18 protein-coding genes are annotated in these 15,605 nt (G+C 72.7%); 8 read left to right on the top strand and 10 right to left on the bottom strand.

Going from position 1 to position 15,605, the window contains the following annotated elements; genetic code table 11:
- From GRQ65_RS04890 to GRQ65_RS04865, 5 genes are all read left to right on the top strand, one after another.
- A complete protein-coding gene (locus tag GRQ65_RS04890) occupies positions 1–726 on the top strand; it encodes a methyltransferase domain-containing protein (RefSeq protein WP_160875672.1) in 726 nt (241 codons plus the stop codon).
- A complete protein-coding gene (locus GRQ65_RS04885; RefSeq protein WP_160875670.1) occupies positions 723–2,276 on the top strand; it encodes a GNAT family N-acetyltransferase in 1,554 nt (517 codons plus the stop codon). The genes GRQ65_RS04890 and GRQ65_RS04885 overlap by 4 nt, the downstream gene beginning before the upstream one ends.
- An 894-nt stretch (positions 2,277–3,170) precedes the next feature.
- A complete protein-coding gene (locus tag GRQ65_RS04875) occupies positions 3,171–3,560 on the top strand; it encodes a VOC family protein (protein WP_160875668.1) in 390 nt (129 codons plus the stop codon).
- Between the two features lie 26 nt (positions 3,561–3,586).
- On the top strand, positions 3,587–4,285 hold the full coding sequence (araD, locus tag GRQ65_RS04870) for an L-ribulose-5-phosphate 4-epimerase AraD (protein WP_160875666.1): 699 nt from the start codon (positions 3,587–3,589) through the stop codon (positions 4,283–4,285).
- Between the two features lie 227 nt (positions 4,286–4,512).
- Positions 4,513–5,760, top strand: coding sequence for a DUF8462 domain-containing protein (locus GRQ65_RS04865; protein WP_160875664.1), 1,248 nt, complete (start codon positions 4,513–4,515; stop codon positions 5,758–5,760).
- Positions 5,761–5,825: 65 nt separating this feature from the next.
- On the opposite strand, the gene GRQ65_RS04860 is transcribed toward GRQ65_RS04865, so the two are convergent.
- Positions 5,826–6,587, bottom strand: coding sequence for an NADPH-dependent F420 reductase (locus tag GRQ65_RS04860; RefSeq protein ID WP_337191501.1), 762 nt, complete (start codon positions 6,585–6,587; stop codon positions 5,826–5,828).
- A 6-nt stretch (positions 6,588–6,593) separates the two neighbouring features.
- Between GRQ65_RS04860 and GRQ65_RS04855 the strand changes: the two genes are divergently transcribed.
- Positions 6,594–7,094, top strand: a complete 501-nt coding sequence (locus GRQ65_RS04855; protein WP_160875660.1) for a hypothetical protein — start codon at positions 6,594–6,596, stop codon at positions 7,092–7,094.
- Here GRQ65_RS04855 and GRQ65_RS04850 read toward each other — a convergent pair.
- The gene (locus GRQ65_RS04850; RefSeq protein WP_160875658.1) at positions 7,091–7,684 is read right to left on the bottom strand and encodes a TetR family transcriptional regulator; all 594 of its coding nucleotides are present in this window, start codon (positions 7,682–7,684) and stop codon (positions 7,091–7,093) included. The genes GRQ65_RS04855 and GRQ65_RS04850 overlap by 4 nt on opposite strands.
- Positions 7,685–7,781: 97 nt before the next feature.
- Between GRQ65_RS04850 and GRQ65_RS04845 the strand changes: the two genes are divergently transcribed.
- Complete coding sequence (locus tag GRQ65_RS04845; protein ID WP_160875656.1) at positions 7,782–8,675, top strand: alpha/beta hydrolase family protein; 894 nt, start codon at positions 7,782–7,784, stop codon at positions 8,673–8,675.
- 4 nt (positions 8,676–8,679) lie between these two features.
- Here GRQ65_RS04845 and GRQ65_RS04840 read toward each other — a convergent pair whose 3' ends face one another.
- The 4 genes from GRQ65_RS04840 to GRQ65_RS04825 form a co-directional block, all read right to left on the bottom strand.
- Entirely contained in the window at positions 8,680–9,165 is a 486-nt protein-coding gene (locus tag GRQ65_RS04840) for an HNH endonuclease signature motif containing protein (RefSeq protein ID WP_160875654.1), read from the bottom strand.
- Positions 9,162–9,734, bottom strand: a complete 573-nt coding sequence (locus GRQ65_RS04835; protein WP_160875652.1) for a hypothetical protein — start codon at positions 9,732–9,734, stop codon at positions 9,162–9,164. Before GRQ65_RS04835 ends, GRQ65_RS04840 begins: the two co-directional genes overlap by 4 nt.
- A gap of 1 nt (position 9,735) precedes the next feature.
- Positions 9,736–10,053, bottom strand: a complete 318-nt coding sequence (locus GRQ65_RS04830; RefSeq protein WP_160875650.1) for a hypothetical protein — start codon at positions 10,051–10,053, stop codon at positions 9,736–9,738.
- Positions 10,054–10,115: 62 nt separating this feature from the next.
- Positions 10,116–10,751, bottom strand: coding sequence for an HD domain-containing protein (locus GRQ65_RS04825; protein ID WP_160875648.1), 636 nt, complete (start codon positions 10,749–10,751; stop codon positions 10,116–10,118).
- Positions 10,752–10,855: 104 nt separating this feature from the next.
- Here GRQ65_RS04825 and GRQ65_RS04820 point away from each other — a divergent pair, with 104 nt between their 5' ends.
- Positions 10,856–12,499, top strand: a complete 1,644-nt coding sequence (locus tag GRQ65_RS04820; RefSeq protein WP_337191494.1) for a methyl-accepting chemotaxis protein — start codon at positions 10,856–10,858, stop codon at positions 12,497–12,499.
- Here GRQ65_RS04820 and GRQ65_RS23800 read toward each other — a convergent pair.
- The 4 genes from GRQ65_RS23800 to GRQ65_RS04800 all read right to left on the bottom strand — a co-directional run bounded on the left by GRQ65_RS23800 (position 12,479) and on the right by GRQ65_RS04800 (position 15,492).
- On the bottom strand, positions 12,479–13,132 hold the full coding sequence (locus tag GRQ65_RS23800) for a GntR family transcriptional regulator (protein ID WP_160875644.1): 654 nt from the start codon (positions 13,130–13,132) through the stop codon (positions 12,479–12,481). The two genes, GRQ65_RS04820 and GRQ65_RS23800, sit on opposite strands and share 21 nt — an antisense overlap.
- Positions 13,116–14,018, bottom strand: coding sequence for an EamA family transporter (locus tag GRQ65_RS04810; RefSeq protein WP_160875642.1), 903 nt, complete (start codon positions 14,016–14,018; stop codon positions 13,116–13,118). Before GRQ65_RS04810 ends, GRQ65_RS23800 begins: the two co-directional genes overlap by 17 nt.
- Before the next feature lie 26 nt (positions 14,019–14,044).
- Positions 14,045–14,815, bottom strand: a complete 771-nt coding sequence (locus GRQ65_RS04805) for a hypothetical protein (protein WP_160875640.1) — start codon at positions 14,813–14,815, stop codon at positions 14,045–14,047.
- A gap of 95 nt (positions 14,816–14,910) precedes the next feature.
- Entirely contained in the window at positions 14,911–15,492 is a 582-nt protein-coding gene (locus tag GRQ65_RS04800) for a TMEM165/GDT1 family protein (RefSeq protein ID WP_160875638.1), read from the bottom strand.
- Positions 15,493–15,605: the final 113 nt, after the last annotated feature.

Here is a 15,605-nt window from a genome sequence, read left to right as displayed (position 1 = left end):
GTGCGCGCACCCGACGCGGCCTTCGCCGACGCCCGGCTCGCGGCCCTCTACGACCCGCTCGACACCGACCGCTCCGACCTCGAGCAGTACGTGGCCATCGTCGAGGAGCTCGGCGCCCGGATCGTCGTCGACCTCGGCTGCGGAACCGGCGTGCTCGCGCTCCTCCTCGCCGAGCGGGACGTGGACGTGACCGGAGTCGACCCGGCGATCGCCTCCGTCGATGTGGCCCGGTCGAAACCGGGCGCACATCGAGTCCGGTGGGTCGAGGGCGACGCGACCGCGCTGCTGCCCCTAGGTCTGTCCTCGGACCTCGCCCTCATGACCGGCAACGTCGCCCAGGTGTTCGTCGACGACGAGGACTGGCAGGTGACCCTGGACGCTGTGCGCGAGAGCCTGCGCCCGGGCGGATGGCTCGTCTTCGAGACCCGACGGCCAGAGGCGCGGGCGTGGGAGGGGTGGGATGTCGGGCCGTCACTGGTCCGACTCCCGGACGGACGCACGGCGACGGTCACTCGGACGGTCTCCGAGGTGGCGCTGCCACTGGTGACCTTTGCCGAGGAGGCCCAACTCGACGGGGAGGTGCTGGAGTCGGTCTCGACCCTCCGGTTCCGTACCCTCGACGAGATGGCTGCCGACCTGTCGACCGCCGGCTTCGAGTTGGCGGACGTGCGCGACGCCTCCGACCGACCCGGGCTCGAGCACGTCGTCCTGGCGAGGCGGACATGAGGATCGACACGATCGGCCACGCCGACGCTCTCGACCCCGACCTCGCCGAGGCGGTGTGGCGCTGCTGCGCAGCGGTGTTCGAAGACACGCCGGCGTACGACGAGTGGCGGCGCGACACCTTCGAGCGGCACGCGGCGCGCGAGGGTTTCCGCCTCGTCGTCGCCCGACCCGATCCGTCCGGAGACGTCGTCGGTCTGGCGTGGGGGCACGTGGGCCACGCGGGGGAGCACTGGAACGACCTCGTGCGCGACGCCCTCGACCCGCTGACCGCCGACCGCTGGGTGGGCGGTCACCTCGAGGTCGTCGAGCTGGCCGTGCTGCCCGAGCACCGTCGTGCGGGTCTGGGCGGACGACTCCTCGACGCACTGCTCGACGGCGTGCGCCGTCGCTGCCTGCTGTCGGCCACCGACGACCCGACCGATCCGGCGGTGCGCCTCTACCTCGCGCGGGGGTGGCGGCGGGTCGGCACGCTCGGTCGCGGCCGCCAGGTCATGGGGCTCGACCTGCGCGAGGCCGACCTCGAGGTCGAGTTCCACGGCCCGCCCTCGCACGTGCCCGACGCACTCACCCCCTACGACGACGCCTGGCCCGCGGCGTACGTCGAACACGAGGCGCGGATCCGCGCCGCCCTCGGCGACACCGCACTGAGCGTCGAGCACATCGGCTCGACCTCGGTCCCGGGGCTCGCCGCCAAGCCGATCGTCGACGTGCTCGTCACGGTGCCCGATCTCGTCGACGAGGGGGCTTACCTCCCCGCGCTGCTGGACGCGGGCTACGAGCTCCGGGTGCGCGAGCCCGGCCACCGTCTGGTCCGCCCGCCCGGCCGTGACGCCCATGTCCACGTGCTCGAGCCCGACGACCCCGCAGCCGAGGACTACCTCGTCTTCCGCGACCAGCTGCGCCGCGACGCCGCCGACCGAGCGCTCTACGAGCAGACGAAGCGTGACCTGATCTCCCGCGACTGGGCCTCCATGGACGCCTACGCCGATGCCAAGACCGAGGTCGTCGAGGCGATCAAGGAGCGGGGGCGCCGCCGCACGGCCCTCGTCGTCGTGGTGCCCGAGGTCGAGGCTGCGGTCACCGCGATCCGGGACGAGCTCGACCCGCACGCCCGCCTCGGAGTGCCGGCGCACGTGACCGTGCTCTACCCGTTCGTCGCCGCGGCGCGGGTCGACGCCACCTTGGAGACAAGGCTGTCGGAGCTCTTCGCAACGGTCCCGGGCTTCGACGTCACCTTCGAGCGCGTCGGCTGGTTCGGGGACGACGTCCTGTTCCTCGCCCCGGAGCCGTCGGAGCCGTTCCGCGCGTTGACCGAGCTGGTCGCCGAGGCGTTCCCGGACCACGCGCCGTACGGCGGCAGGTTCGACGAGATCACGCCGCACCTGACCGTCGCCCACCGCGCGCGACCGGAGCGGCTGCAGGCCGCGGTGCCCCGGCTCGAGGCCGGACCGCCGGTGGCTGCGTCGGCCCGGGCGGTGACGCTGCTGGTGCAGCAGCCCGACGGGCGGTGGCAGGCCGGGCCGGAGTTCCGCCTCGGACCACAGCGGTGAGCGCGGGTCTCGAGCTCCTGACGCCGACGCAGCGGGAGGTCGTGGGGCGCATCCTGCCGGAGGCCGAGGTGGTGCGCGACCACAGCTGGGGCCTCGTAGCGATCACCGTCCTCGAGCTGCTCGCTTCCGACGGGGCGAGGTACGTCGTCAAGGCCGGGGGAGAGGCCGACCGCCACATCGCCCGCGAGCTCCGCGCCCACCACGAATGGGTCGGGGTGCTGGTCGGACGCGGGCGGGCGCCGAGGCTCGTGCACGGCGACCCCGACGCGAAGCTGGTGGTGACCGAGCACCTGCCGGGGGAGCTGGTCGAGGGCACGCCCCACGAGTGGGAGCCGGAGACCCACCGGCAGGCGGGCGAGCTGCTGTCGGCGTTCCACGGCCAGGACGAGATGCTCGACGACGGTGGGTTCGAGCGCCGCCAGCGGGACGAGACGCTCGCCTGGCTCGACCGTCCCCACCGCATCGACCCGTCGACGACCGAGTTCCTCCGAGACGAGGTCGAGCGGTGGCCGGCGCCTGCATCACTGCTGGTGCCGACCCACGGTGACTGGCAGCCCCGCAACTGGCTCGTTCACAGCGGCGAGGTGTCCGTCATCGACTTCGGTCGGGCCGACCTTCGCCCGCGGCACACGGATCTCGGCCGGCTGACCGCGCAGCAGTGGCGCGGCCGAACTGACCTCGAGGCGGCGTTCTGGGAGGGGTACGGCGAGGACCCGCGCACGCCGGACGCCCTGGACTCGACTGCGGGTCCGCGAGGCCGTGGGCACCGCGGCGTACGCCGTCAGGATCGGCGACACCGCCTTCGAGGAGCAGGGGCTGCGCATGGTCGCCGACGTGGTGCAGGATCTGCGCGACGGCGCAGGACGCCCTTGACCGACATGCCCGGAGGCCACGATGAGGATCACCTTGACCAGCGTGTTCGTCGACGACCAGCGCGCCGCGCTGGCGTTCTACACCGACGTCCTCGGCTTCGAAGTGAAGCACGACGTCCCCCTCGGTGAGGACGCCTGGCTGACCGTGGTCCCGCGCGACCAGCCCGACGGGGTGGAGCTGCTGCTCGAGCCGTCGAGGCACCGGGCCGTGGGTCCGTTCCGCGCCGCCATGCGCGAGGACGGGATCCCCACGCTGGTGCTCACCGTCGACGACGTCGTGGCCGAGCACGCGCGGCTCGTCGCGCGAGGTGTCGTCTTCACCCAGCCGCCCGTGGACGCGGGTGAGGTGACGGTCGCGATCCTCGACGACACGTGCGGGAACCTCGTCCAACTCGTCTCCACCGTGCAGTGAACTTCTGTGAGCGTTAACATCAGAGCGTGACCGACCACACAGACCTCCGCCAGGAAGTCCTGAGCGCCAACAAGCAGATCGCCGCCGCCGGCCTGGCCCAACTGACCTGGGGCAACGTCAGCGGCATCGACCGCGACGCGGGGCTCTACTTCATCAAGCCGTCCGGGGTGTCCTACGACGACCTCACAGCGGAGATGCTGGTGCCGGTCGACCTCGAGAGCGGCGAGGTCACGGGCGGCACGCTGCGGCCGTCGGTCGACAGCGAGAGCCACCGCGCCTTCTACCTCGCGTGGCCCTCGGTCGGGGGAGTCACCCACACCCACTCGACGAACGCCGTAGCCTTCGCCCAGGCAGGACGCTCGATCCCCGTGCTCGGCACCACCCACGCCGACACCTTCCTCGGCCCGATCCCGGTGACCCGCGACCTCACACCCGCGGAGTGCGCAGAGGCCTACGAGCTCAACACCTCCCACGCGATCATCGAAGCGATCGGCGACGACGCCGCGGCGATCGCCAACCCGGGCGCGTTGGCGGCCAACCACGGACCGTTCACCTGGGGACGCACCGCCCAGGCCTCGCTCAACCACGCCATCATCTGCGAGGCGGTCGCCGAGATGGCTCTGAAGACCCTGGCGCTCAACCCGCAGGCGGCCGCGCCTGCGCACCTGCTGCAGACCCACTTCGACCGCAAGCACGGGGCCGACGCCTACTACGGCAACGGCTGAGCCGCGGAGGCGGCCGGGACTCAGGAGCCACGCGGCGGCCTCCGCGACCTCGCGGGCAGTGGCCATGCGCCCGAGAGGCGACTGCAGCAGTGCTCGCCGCGATGACCCCCGGCGTCTTGGCCTCCCACTCGTCCATCTTCTCCGTCGCGGTGCGGTCCTCGGGAACGACGACGGATGCGCCTGTTATACTTCTGGCGCTGTATAACAATCTGCTCGAGGAGTCGACGGTGCTGCCCAACCCGTACACGCCCGGTCGCCCGGCGCAGGTGCTGGGCGGCCGCACGCGCGAGCGAGCGCGCATCGCGTCACTGCTGGAACGCGTCGAGACGCTGGGGGAGTACGCCGGCCCGCTCCACGTGTTCCACGCGCCACGCGGGCTGGGCAAGACGTCGCTGCTTCGCTCGGCCGAGCGCGAGGCGGCATCACGAGGCTTCGCAACCGTCTGGGTCTCGGCCACGCGGCGCGGCAACGTCGCCGCCGAGCTCACCCACGCGCTGCGCACGTCGCTCGAGCGCCTGGACTCGATCGGGTCGCGCGACCTCGCGGCGTTCGGCCTGCACCTGAGCAAGGTCGAGCTGCAGCTCGGCGTCCCCGGTGCCGGCGTGCGCGCCAGCGTCGAGCGCTCGCGCGACGGCGGGACCGCTCCCGAGCCGGTGACACCCGCCGAGGCGCCGGTGAGCGGACTCGAGAGCGTCCTGCGCGACAGTGCCGCTCTCGTGCGCGGCTCGGGCGGGGCCGGTCTCGCGCTCTTCGTCGACGAGGTCCACGCCGCCGACCGGGCCGGGCTCGGGGTCGTCCTCAACGCGCTGCAGAACCTCGACGGGGCGAGCAGCGCAGCGCCTCTCGCCGCGATGTTCGCTGGGCTGCCGAACACCCCGGAGGTCATCATCGACGCGGCCACGTTCGGCGAGCGCAGCCAGTGGCTGCCGCTCGACCGCCTCGACGACGACGACAGTGCTGTGGCGCTCGTGCGGCCGGCTGCCGATGCCGGCGTCGACTGGGACCATGCAGCACGCCGACGCGTCGTGAGCGACGCCGCCGGCTACCCGTACTTCCTGCAGCTGCTCGGCTCGACGACCTGGGACGTCGCAGCGCCCGACCCGGGCGCCGTCCTGGAGCTCGACCACGTCCGCGCCGGCTACCGCGACGCACGCGAACAGCTCGGCTCGCTGTTCCGGGCCCGCTGGAGCAAGGCCAGTCCCGGGCAGCAGGAGTTCCTGGTCGCCATGGTCGAGCTGATGCTCGAGCACGGCACCGACGACGTCGAGCGAGCCGGAGTCGCGCGGCGCCTCGGACGGACCACGCGTGAGATCAGCGTGCCGCGGGACCGACTGATCGCTCAGGACGTCATCGAGCCGACCGGTCGCGGCCTGCTGCGCTTCACCATGCCGGGCTTCGCCGGGTTCGTCGCCGAGGAGGCCGGGATCGACGGCGCCGAGAGACTGCAGGCTCCGGCTCGGTTCCCGGAGCTCTGAGCCCCTCTCGCCCACTCGTTCAGATCGCCGATAAGTGACATTATGTCACCTTTCCCGCGCAAGCCTCACGTGTCGCGGTACCGCTTCGCCTCCCCGAGCCGGGCCTGCAGGGTCTCGCTCGAGACCGGTCGCGCCGGCCAGTCCGCCGGGTCGGGATCGCTGACGTCCTCGCCGTACGGCGCGACGTACGCCGCTGTGTCGCGCTGGAACCGCCAACTCTCGGCGAGCGCGCCGACGTCGAGAGCGTCGTAGCCGATCGAGTCGAAGAACTCTGCGACGACCCGCTTCGCCTCGTCGTCGTCGCCGGCGATCGGGAGCGTGGTCCGCTCGGGATCGCCCGAGGGCCGTGCGAGAACGGCCAGGTGGGTGAAGAAGATGTTGTTGAACCCCTTCACGACGCGGCTCTCCGGCAGGTGGGCCTGGAGCAGCTCGCTCGTGGTGGTGGTCTCCTCGTCGAGCTCGGTGATCTGCCCGTCGCGGTCCGGGTAGTAGTTGTCGGTGTCGATCACGATCTTGCCGCGCAGCGGCTCGACCGGCACCTCGCGGTAGTTCTTCAGCGGGACGGTGACCACCACGACGTCCCCGGCTCGGGCCGCGTCGTCGGCCGTCGCCGCCCGGGCACCCGCGCCGAGCTCGGCGACGAGGTCGCTGAGCGTCTCGGGACCGCGGCTGTTGCTGAGCACGACCTCGTGCCCGGCGGCGAGCGCCAGCTTCGCGACGGTGCTGCCGATGTTGCCTGCTCCGATGAGTCCGATCGTCGTCATGAGGACGGAACGGGATCTCCCCCGTCTCGCATTCCTCGCGTCAGGGTGACCCTGGTGTTGAATCGACCGATGGACGGACGACGGCTCGGGAGTCTGATCGGGTGCGCGGGTGGGCTCGCGTTCGTGCTGGTCAGCGCCGGTGGCGTGCCGGGCGCCTGGTGGTGGCGGGCCCTGGGGCTCGTCCTGGCCGGAGCCGTGCTCGTCGCCATCGTCGTCTCGCGCGCTCCGGCTCCCCCACCTCCCGACCGACGCGCCCTGCGGATCTACGGCGCCTGCGTGCTGGCGATGGTGCTCGCGATCCTGGTCGGCGCCCGCGTGCTGAACGCCCTCGGCGAGACCGATCTGGTGCGCCTGTGGGTCGTCCTGGTCGTCGGCATCCACTTCGTGCCGTTCGCCTCCGCCTTCCGCCAGCCGCTGTTCACGCGCCTGGGCGCGACCATGGCCGCGATCGCGGTCGCCGCGGGCGCCATCTCGCCGTGGGTCTCGTGGGCGCCGTACGCCGGTGCGGTGGGAGGCGGACTGGCCCTACTGGTCTTCGCCCTCCTGGGCCTGGTGCGACCCGACGTCTAGGCGGAGCGCCACGTCGCCCGGCGGGCCTCCGCCTCGCGCGCGAAGTCCTCGAAGGCTGCGTCCAGGCGCGCCCTGTCCCCGGTCAGCAGCAGGTCGGCGGCAAGGCCGCGGACCCGGGCCAGGACACTCGTCGCCACCGCGTCGCACTCGTCGTCCGGGCAGCCCACCAGCCGCAGGCCGGCACTCAGGGCCGCGAGCCGCCGCTGCTGCGACCTGCGCAGCGCATCGGCGTACGGCGGATCGCCGTAGAGCGCGAGCCCCGTGATCGACAGGTAGAGGCGGGTCGCCTGTGAGCCTTCGGGCGTCTGAAGCCAGGCCCACGTCGCTCGCAGGTCGAAGCCGTGCGCGATGCCCTCCGCTGACGGCATGAGCACCCGTGTGAGCACGTCGTCGACGATCTCGGTGATCAGCTGGTCCCGCGTCGCGAAGTGGTGCACGAGGGTCGCGTGGCTCACCCCGATCGCCGCGGCGACCCGTCGCAACGTCAGGTCGGCCAGCCCCTCCGCGAGGACGTGCTCGGTGACCGCGTGCAGAAGCTCGGTCCGACGGTGGGCATAGCGGAGACTCCGTCCGTCGACCCTGTCCCCCACGAGGTTCAGGCTATCGGGCCGGTAGCGATTTGCTTGACCATCTGGTCAATGCATTCCTACGGTGGTGGCTCACACGCAACCACTCGGGAGGCTGCTCATGACCACCACCACCTGGCGCACGCGGATCGCGTCGCTCGCCCTGGCTGCTGCGGCCGCGACCGGGCTCACCTCGGGCGTCGGTCTCGGCGCGCCGATCTCGGCCGTCGCCGCCACCGCCAACCCCTACGAGCGTGGGCCGGCACCGACCCGCGCGAGCATCGAGGCGACTCGCGGCGCCTACGCCACGGCCCAGACGAGCGTCTCGAGCCTCGTCAGCGGGTTCGGCGGCGGGACGATCTACTACCCGACCACCACGGCGGACGGCACGTTCGGGGCGGTGATCATCGCTCCCGGCTACACCGCCACCTCCTCGAGCCTGGCGTGGCTCGGACCACGCCTGGCCTCGCAGGGCTTCGTGGTCTTCACGATCGACACCGACTCCCGCTACGACCAGCCGGCGTCGCGCGGCGACCAGCTGTTGGAGGCGGCCGACTACCTGACCCGGACCAGCGTCGTTGCGAGCCGTGTCGATGCCCGCCGGGTCGCGCTGATGGGACACTCGATGGGCGGCGGAGGCACGCTCGAGGCGATCAAGGACCGCCCGTCGATCAAGGCGGCGATCCCCCTGACTCCGTGGAACCTCGACAAGACGTGGCCCGAAGTCACGACCCCCACTCTGATCATCGGCGCCGACAACGACTCGGTCGCCCCGGTCGCCTCGCATGCGGAGCCGTTCTACGGCAGCCTCCCCAGCACCCTCGACAAGGCCTACCTCGAGCTCAGGAACGCGTCGCACTTCGCCCCGAACTCGGCCAACACCACGATCGCGTCCTACTCGATCGCGTGGCTGAAGCGCTTCGTCGACGACGACACGCGGTACTCGCAGTTCCTGTGCCCGACCCCGGCGTCGAGCCTGGCCATCGCGGAGTACCGGAGCACGTGTCCGTACTGACCTGTCAGTCCGGTCGCGGCCGCGCCGACGTGCCGGCGCGGTCACGGACGAAGGTCTGGCCGTAGCGGTCGGTCCACTCGAAGACCCCTGATCCGGCGGGTCCGTGGGGTCGGTAGTGCCAGCCGGTGTGGGTCTTGAGTCGGTGGTGGTGTCGGCAGAGGGGCGTGAGGTTGCACGGACATGTCGCGCCACCCTGGTCGTCGCCGGTGAAGGGGACGCGGTGGTCGAGGTCGCAGGCCCGGGTGGGGCGGGTGCAGTAGGGGAACACGCAGGCGGGGTCGGCGAGTTCGACCTGCACGCGCTGGGCCGGGAGCGGGTCGTGCTGCGTCGTCGCCCGGGCGTCGTGCGTGTGGGCGCCGCGGGCGCTCTCGCACCGAGCGCAGCCGGTGCAGTGGTGCACCGGTGTGATGGTGAGGTGGAGGTCGTCGCGGCCGGCCCAGGTCGCGACGGTCTGGGTCAGGTGCGGGCGACCGGTGTGGTCCAGGGTCACGGGGTCCAGGCCGAGGAGGTGGGCCTCGGTGAGGTGGAGGTAGGCGAACACCTCCCGCGACGCCGGCACCTTCGCGCCGGTGTCGTCGAGCAGCGCCTGCGCCCGCGCCGGGTCGGGTCGGCGATGATCCCCACCGCGATCGAGCGGCGTACGTCCAACGACTCGAACGACCCGTCACGCTTCAACGCCGCCGCCAACCGACCGATCATGGTGTCGAACGCGGCCAGGTCGACCTGGTCGGCCCGGATCACGTACTCGGTGATCCCGAACCGGTCGGCCTCCCGATCAGCCGTGACGTGACGGGTCTCGAGGGCCTCCATCTGCTCGATCTCGTACTGCTCGACGTGCAACGTCAGCATCGCCGCCTCCAACAGCCGGTCGAGCCCGGTCAGCCCAATCGAGTGCGCCCGCGGAGCGACCTCCGCGTCGATGTACGCGACGACGTCAGCCGCCTCGCCCAGGACCCGCTGCGCGATCCGCCGGGCCCGCCACACCGCGACCTCACCCGCCCGCACCCGCGCCCACGTCAACGGCAGCCGCAGCCGCAGCCGCAGCTCCAGGGTCAGCACGTCACGCAGCAGCAATCTCGCCGGCCGCGGTCGACATCCCTTGGGCCGCGGCGAACGACGCCGCCGCGTCCCACCGCAGCTCGGGCAGCGCGTACCACTCGATGTTGTCGACGTGGGTGTTCCCGACGTGCAGCCCGTACGGCGCGACCCGGTCGTGACCCCAGATCCTCGGCGACGCCGGCGCCACCACGTGCGCGTGCGCCCACGCCGACGCCAGCTCCGCCAGCTCCACCTCCACCGCCGCACGCCGGGCCGTGGCGTCGGTGATCCGCTCGAGCAGCACCGCCGTCGGAGCGGGCGCGAGCGGGGTCGTGGACATGACCCCATTTTAGTCGAACATGTATTCGAACAACAGGGTCGTTCCACAACGATCTCGATTGCTCAGCGGCGGATCCAACCCCGCGCCAGACCCTCCTCCACGAGCCTCGACGTGAAGGACCCGAGCGCCGTCGCCCCGGCGACCACCCCGGCCTCGCGGGCCCGAACAGTCGACTCGGTGGCGCCCGGCATCTGCCAGGTCCCACCGCCGTCCAGCCAGTTCAGGAGCATCGGCTCGAGCCGATCCAGCGCCTTGCAGAACTTCGCCTCGGGGGTCTCCCCTGCCTCGAACTCGTCCCAGACCTCGCGCAGGTACGCCCCCTGGTCGGAGGGCAGGAGCGCGTAGAGCCGCTCCGCTGCCGCCTGTTCGCGCTCGGCCTGGTCGACGGTCGCCGCGGGGTCGAAGACCGGACTGTCGCCCGCGTAGACCTCCACCAGGTCGTGCACGATCACGAGCTCCATCGCGCGTCCCACGTCGATCGGCTCGTTGGCGTGCTCGGCGAGCACCAGGACCATCAGGGCGAGGTGCCAGGAGTGCTCGGCGTCGTTCTCGCGCCGGTCCGCCGCAGCCAGCGGTGACGCCCGCAGCACCGTCTTCAGCCGATCGGCCTCGACGAGGAAGGTGAGCTGGGCGCGCAGTCGGTCGTCGAGGCCGAGCGGGAACGGGTTCCGGTCGATCAGCAGTGACTCGTCGTCCACCCTCGTGACCCTAGGGCGCGCACCCTGAGTCGCGCGTTCCGCTCAGCACCGGCGCCCAGCGGCCGAATGACCAGATGACAGGCCCCTCTGGACATGGAGCGATCGTGAGCACCACCTCTCCCCCGACCGACGCCCGGGCCCGCCGCGGCCTCGGCATCCGGACCAAGCTGCTCCTGATCGGGCTCGCTGGTGTGCTCGGCACGGTCGCGGTCGGAGCGGTCGGCATCCAGAACTCCCGAGCGTCGACCCGGTCGGCCGAGCGGGTCGCCGTGGCGACCCGCGCGGTGGAGGGCATCAAGGACATCGCGTTCTACAACGGCGACATCACCGGCTGGCAGCTCGCCTACATGCTCGACGCCCGGCGCATCTCACCCGCCGCGGCGATCGCTGCCGACAACGAGAACCGGGTCGGGTTCCTCGAGGCCGAGTCGGCCCTGCAGGACGCTCTCGACAGCGTCCCGCGGAGCTTCATGACCGACGAGGAGGTCGCGACCTTCGACCAGATGCGCACGCGCTGGCAGGACTACTTCGACGCCGACGAGCAGATGGTAGCCGCGTACGCCGCCGGCGGCCCGCAGGCCGTCGAGAACGCCGAGCAGCTCTTCGACGAGCTGGCCTACTCCATCTACTTCGAGATCGTCGACGCGACCACGGCGCTCTCGACGGCGTGGACGGAGCGGGCGGACGAGATCGGCGCGCAGGCGCGGGCCGACTCGGCCTCCGCGCGCACGATCGTGCTCGTGGCCATGGCCCTCGTCGCCCTCGTGGTGGGCGCGGTCGCGCTCCTCGTCGCCGGGCGCATCCTCGGGGCGCTGCACGCCGTACGGCGGGCGCTGCGGTCCCTGGCCGCAGGCGACCTGACGGTGGCGGCCGAGGTGCGCACGCGCGACGAGCTCGCCGAGATGGCCGCGGACTTCGAGGCGGCACGGTCCTCGATCGCCCGCATCGTCGGCACCGTGTCGACCTCGGCGACCGCCGTGGCGGCAGCCTCGCAGGAGCTCTCCGCGTCCTCGGCGCAGATCGCGGCCGGGGCCGAGGAGACGAGCGTCCAGGCGGGCGTGGTCGCGGGCGCGGCCGACGAGGTGTCCGGCAACGTCCGGACGGTGGCCGCCGGGGCCGACCAGATGGGTGCGTCCATCCGGGAGATCGCGCAGTCGGCCGAGGTGGCCGCGCAGGTCGCCTCCGAGGCGGTGCGATCGGTCGACGCGACGACCGAGACCGTCGCGCGGCTCGGGGTCTCGAGCCAGGAGATCGGCGACGTCGTCAAGGTCATCACCTCGATCGCGGAGCAGACCAACCTGCTCGCCCTCAACGCCACCATCGAGGCCGCGCGCGCGGGTGACGCCGGCAAGGGGTTCGCCGTGGTCGCCCACGAGGTGAAGGAGCTGGCTCAGGGGACGGCCCGGGCCACCGAGGACATCGCCTGCCGGGTCGAGACCATCCAGGGCGACACTGCCAGGGCGGTCGCGGCGATCGCCGAGATCTCGTCGATCATCGCCTCGATCAACGACCACCAGCTCACCATCGCCTCGGCCGTCGAGGAGCAGACCGCCACGACCCAGGAGATGTCGCGCAACGTCGCCGACGCCTCGGGCGGCTCGGAGGAGATCGCCCGCAACATCGCCGGGGTCTCGGAGGCGGCGAGCTCGACCACCCAGGCGGTCAGCCGGACGCTCGAGACGGTCGACGAGCTGGCCCGCACGTCGGGCCAGCTGCGCGCCGAGCTGTCACGCTTCGTGCTCGCCTGACCCGGCAGCGCGCCGCGCGCCCAGGACGATCCCGGTCGAGTGCTCGAGGTGGGCGCGCACCGCTCCCCCGCCGTCGCGCTGGACCGACTCGACGTACGTCGCGTGCTCGGCCACCAGTCCGGTCACCGAGTACGCCGGTCGCACGTGCACCAGCACGAGCAGCAGCTCGGCGTCGAGCCGGTCGTGGGCGTCGGTGATGCGCGGGCTGCCCGCCGCCGCCACGAGGCTGCGGTGCACGGCGGCGTGCGCCGCGGCCACGGCCGGCCAGTCGTCGTCGCGCTGCCGTGCGAGGTCGGCGACGGCGGCCCGCACCGGGGCGAGGACGGCGTCGGGCCAGCGCTCGCCGTGGGTGGCACGCAGGAGCCGCACCGCCTCGCTCTCGAGCGCGCATCGCAGCTGCTGCAGCGCCACGACGTCGTCGTCGGAGGGCTCGGTGACGCGCACTCCGCGGAAGGGCTCGGAGACCGCGAGACGCTCGGCGACCAGGCGGGCCAGCGCGGCCCGGACGGTGTGGCGCGAGTGTCCCGTGCGGCCCGCGATGTCCTCCTCGCGCAGCGGGGTGCCGAGGGTGAGGCGTCCACCGAGCACGTCCGCGCGGAGCTGGTCGGCGAGGGCCTCAGACGCGGACGGCACGCGGAGCTCCCACCGGCGCGGTGAGCACGACGAGCGCGCCCGCGATCACCACCAGCCCCAGCGAGGCGAGCGCGTCGAGGCGCTCGTCGAGCACCAGCACCCCGAGCACCGCGGCGCACAGCGGCTCCGCGAGGGTCAGGGTGGCCACCGTGGTGGCGGGCAGCCGCGCGAGCCCCCACCCGAACAGCAGGTAGGCGACCGTCGTCGTCACGACGCCCAACCACACCACGAGCAGCAGGCCGCGCGTCCCGAGCAACCAGTCGGGCCCGGTCAGCGCCAGCACCGGCAGGGCGACCGCAGCGGCGGCCCCGAACATCGCGCCCATCACGACGCCTGAGCCCCAGCCGCGGTCGAGGAGCTCCTTGCCCGTCACCGCGTAGCCGGCGTACGACGCACCGGCCGCGACCGACCACAGGACGCCGGCTCCGCCGAGGCCGGCGCCGGCGTCGAGCACGCCGCTGACGAGCACGAGCCCGACGATCGCCAGCGCCGTCGAGACGGTCCACCGCCGGCTCGGTGCCCGCCGCCGCAGCAGCGCGTCGGCCAGCCCGGTCGCGACCGGCGCGGTGCCGAGGGCGACGACGGTGCCGACGGCGACGCCGTTGGCGCTGGTGCCGGCGAAGAAGGTCGGCTGGTAGGCCATTACTCCCCCGGCCCCGACCGCGACGAGCGCCCAGGACGGCATCCGTCCCAGCGCGCCCGTCGTACGCCGGTCCGCGGGTGCCGGACGCGCCCGCAGCGCCCACAGGGCGAGCAGCCCCCCGCCCAGGGCGACGCGGGCGAGCCCGACGGCGAGCGGCGAGGCGTCGACGTCGGCCAGGGCCTGCGCGGTGCCGGTGGTGGCGAAGCAGAGCGCCGCGAGCAGGACGGCCGACCAGGAGCGCACCCGAGGATTGTTGCACAATCCCAGGATCACCCCAGCGCGTCTTGCAACGCCTGGACGGGGTCGGCGAGCGCGATCGCGCTCAGGGCGGCTACGGCCACGAACGCCGACGCCGCCGACGCCGCCACCACGACGACCGCGCCCAGTGCAGTGCGTTCGCGTGCGCCGCGGGCTCGGCCGCGCCGCGCGCGCACCGCGAGCCGGACCGCACCGGCGGAGGCGAGCGCGGCCACGGCCGCGGCGACCACGAGGCTCAGGTGGTAGACCTCGACGTCGTCGAGCAGCGCGGCCACCGGCGGTCTGCCCGCCTCGATCTCGTGGCCGGGCGACGCGTCCGACAGCGGCAGGAGGGCGATGGAGGGCGCCGCGGTCGCCTGCACGTTGACCACCAGCAGCAGGCCGGCGACCGGCACCAGACCGGTCGCGACGGTGGCGACCAGGCGTCGGGCCGCACCGCCGACACGCACCCACCCCGCCCACGTCGCGCGCGCCGACGCCACGAGGACCAGCACGAGACCGGCGGTCACGACGATCTTCACCGCGTGCCACACGCGCCAGTAGTCGACTAGCGTCTGCAGGTCCGGCGGGAACCGCGGATCCGTCCCCTCGAGGTACGCCGACAGTGCGGGACCGAGGGCCGCCTGCGCGCCCGCTGCACCGTCCGGCGCGCCGGGCACCAGCCCCGCGACCGCCGCCGGGAGCCACACGAACGCCGCCACGCCCGCGAGCACTGCTGCGCCCGACCACGCTGCGCCGGACCGTCCTGCGCCGGACCGTCGGGGCCGTTCCCTCGCCGTCATGCGGCCAGCGTCGTCCAGGCTCCGCACCCGGGGCATCCGTCGTCTCCCCGGACCCTCCCCCGGCCTGACCCTGACCCGACCCGGCCGCGAGCCATTCAGCCGAGCCAGCCGGCTCCCTCGGCGATGAGCAGGACACCAAAGATCGCGAAGGCGACCGCAGCGCCGTACTTGATGACGCGCTCGGGCAGCTTGCGACCCAGCGCGATGCCGACGGCGATGGCGAGGGCGTCGGCGGCCACCATGCCGACCGTCGAGCCGATCCAGGTGCCGAGCCATCCCTCCTGGGTGGCGAGGGTGATGGTGGCGAGCATGGTCTTGTCGCCGAGCTCGGCGAGGAAGAAGGCGACACCGACGGCGAGGATCGACCACCCGGTGCTGCGCTTGGCCTTCTCGGCCTCGTCGTCGGTGAGCTCGTCGCCCCGCAGCGTCCACAGGGCGAAGATGAGGAACGCGATGCCCGCGATGACGGAGATGAGGTGCTGCTGATCGGCGAAGCCGCTGCCGACGGCGGCTCCGATGCCGACCGAGGCGAGGTGCACGATCGCGGTGGCCGCGGTGATGCCGACGATCACGTCACGGGCGCGGTAGCGCGTCGCGAAGGTCATCGCCATCAGTTGGCTCTTGTCACCGAGCTCGGCGACGAAGATGACGGCGGTGCTGAGCAGGAAGGCGTACAACGTGGGCTCCTGGTGGGGGCCGCGCCGAGCCGGAGCTGCGCACCGAGGGGACGCACCTTCGACCAGGCGCGACCCGTCGTGGGTCGGTCAACTGGCCGAAAGTCTCGTCCGCC

It is taken from the genome of Nocardioides flavescens, assembly GCF_009823805.1.
Classification (GTDB): Bacteria; Actinomycetota; Actinomycetes; order Propionibacteriales; family Nocardioidaceae; genus Nocardioides; species Nocardioides flavescens.
Note: the sequence above shows the minus strand (reverse complement) of the source record. Positions and strands in the feature narration are given on the sequence as shown.

Excerpts from the sequence above, each read along its gene's own strand:
- GRQ65_RS04885 (WP_160875670.1), top strand. The coding sequence starts at position 723 with ATGAGGATCGACACGATCGGCCACGCCGACGCTCTCGACCCCGACCTC.
- GRQ65_RS04875 (WP_160875668.1), top strand. The coding sequence starts at position 3,171 with ATGAGGATCACCTTGACCAGCGTGTTCGTCGACGACCAGCGCGCCGCG.
- GRQ65_RS04855 (WP_160875660.1), top strand. The coding sequence starts at position 6,594 with ATGGACGGACGACGGCTCGGGAGTCTGATCGGGTGCGCGGGTGGGCTC.
- GRQ65_RS04845 (WP_160875656.1), top strand. The coding sequence starts at position 7,782 with ATGACCACCACCACCTGGCGCACGCGGATCGCGTCGCTCGCCCTGGCT.
- GRQ65_RS04830 (WP_160875650.1), bottom strand. The coding sequence starts at position 10,053 with ATGTCCACGACCCCGCTCGCGCCCGCTCCGACGGCGGTGCTGCTCGAG.
- GRQ65_RS04805 (WP_160875640.1), bottom strand. The coding sequence starts at position 14,815 with ATGACGGCGAGGGAACGGCCCCGACGGTCCGGCGCAGGACGGTCCGGC.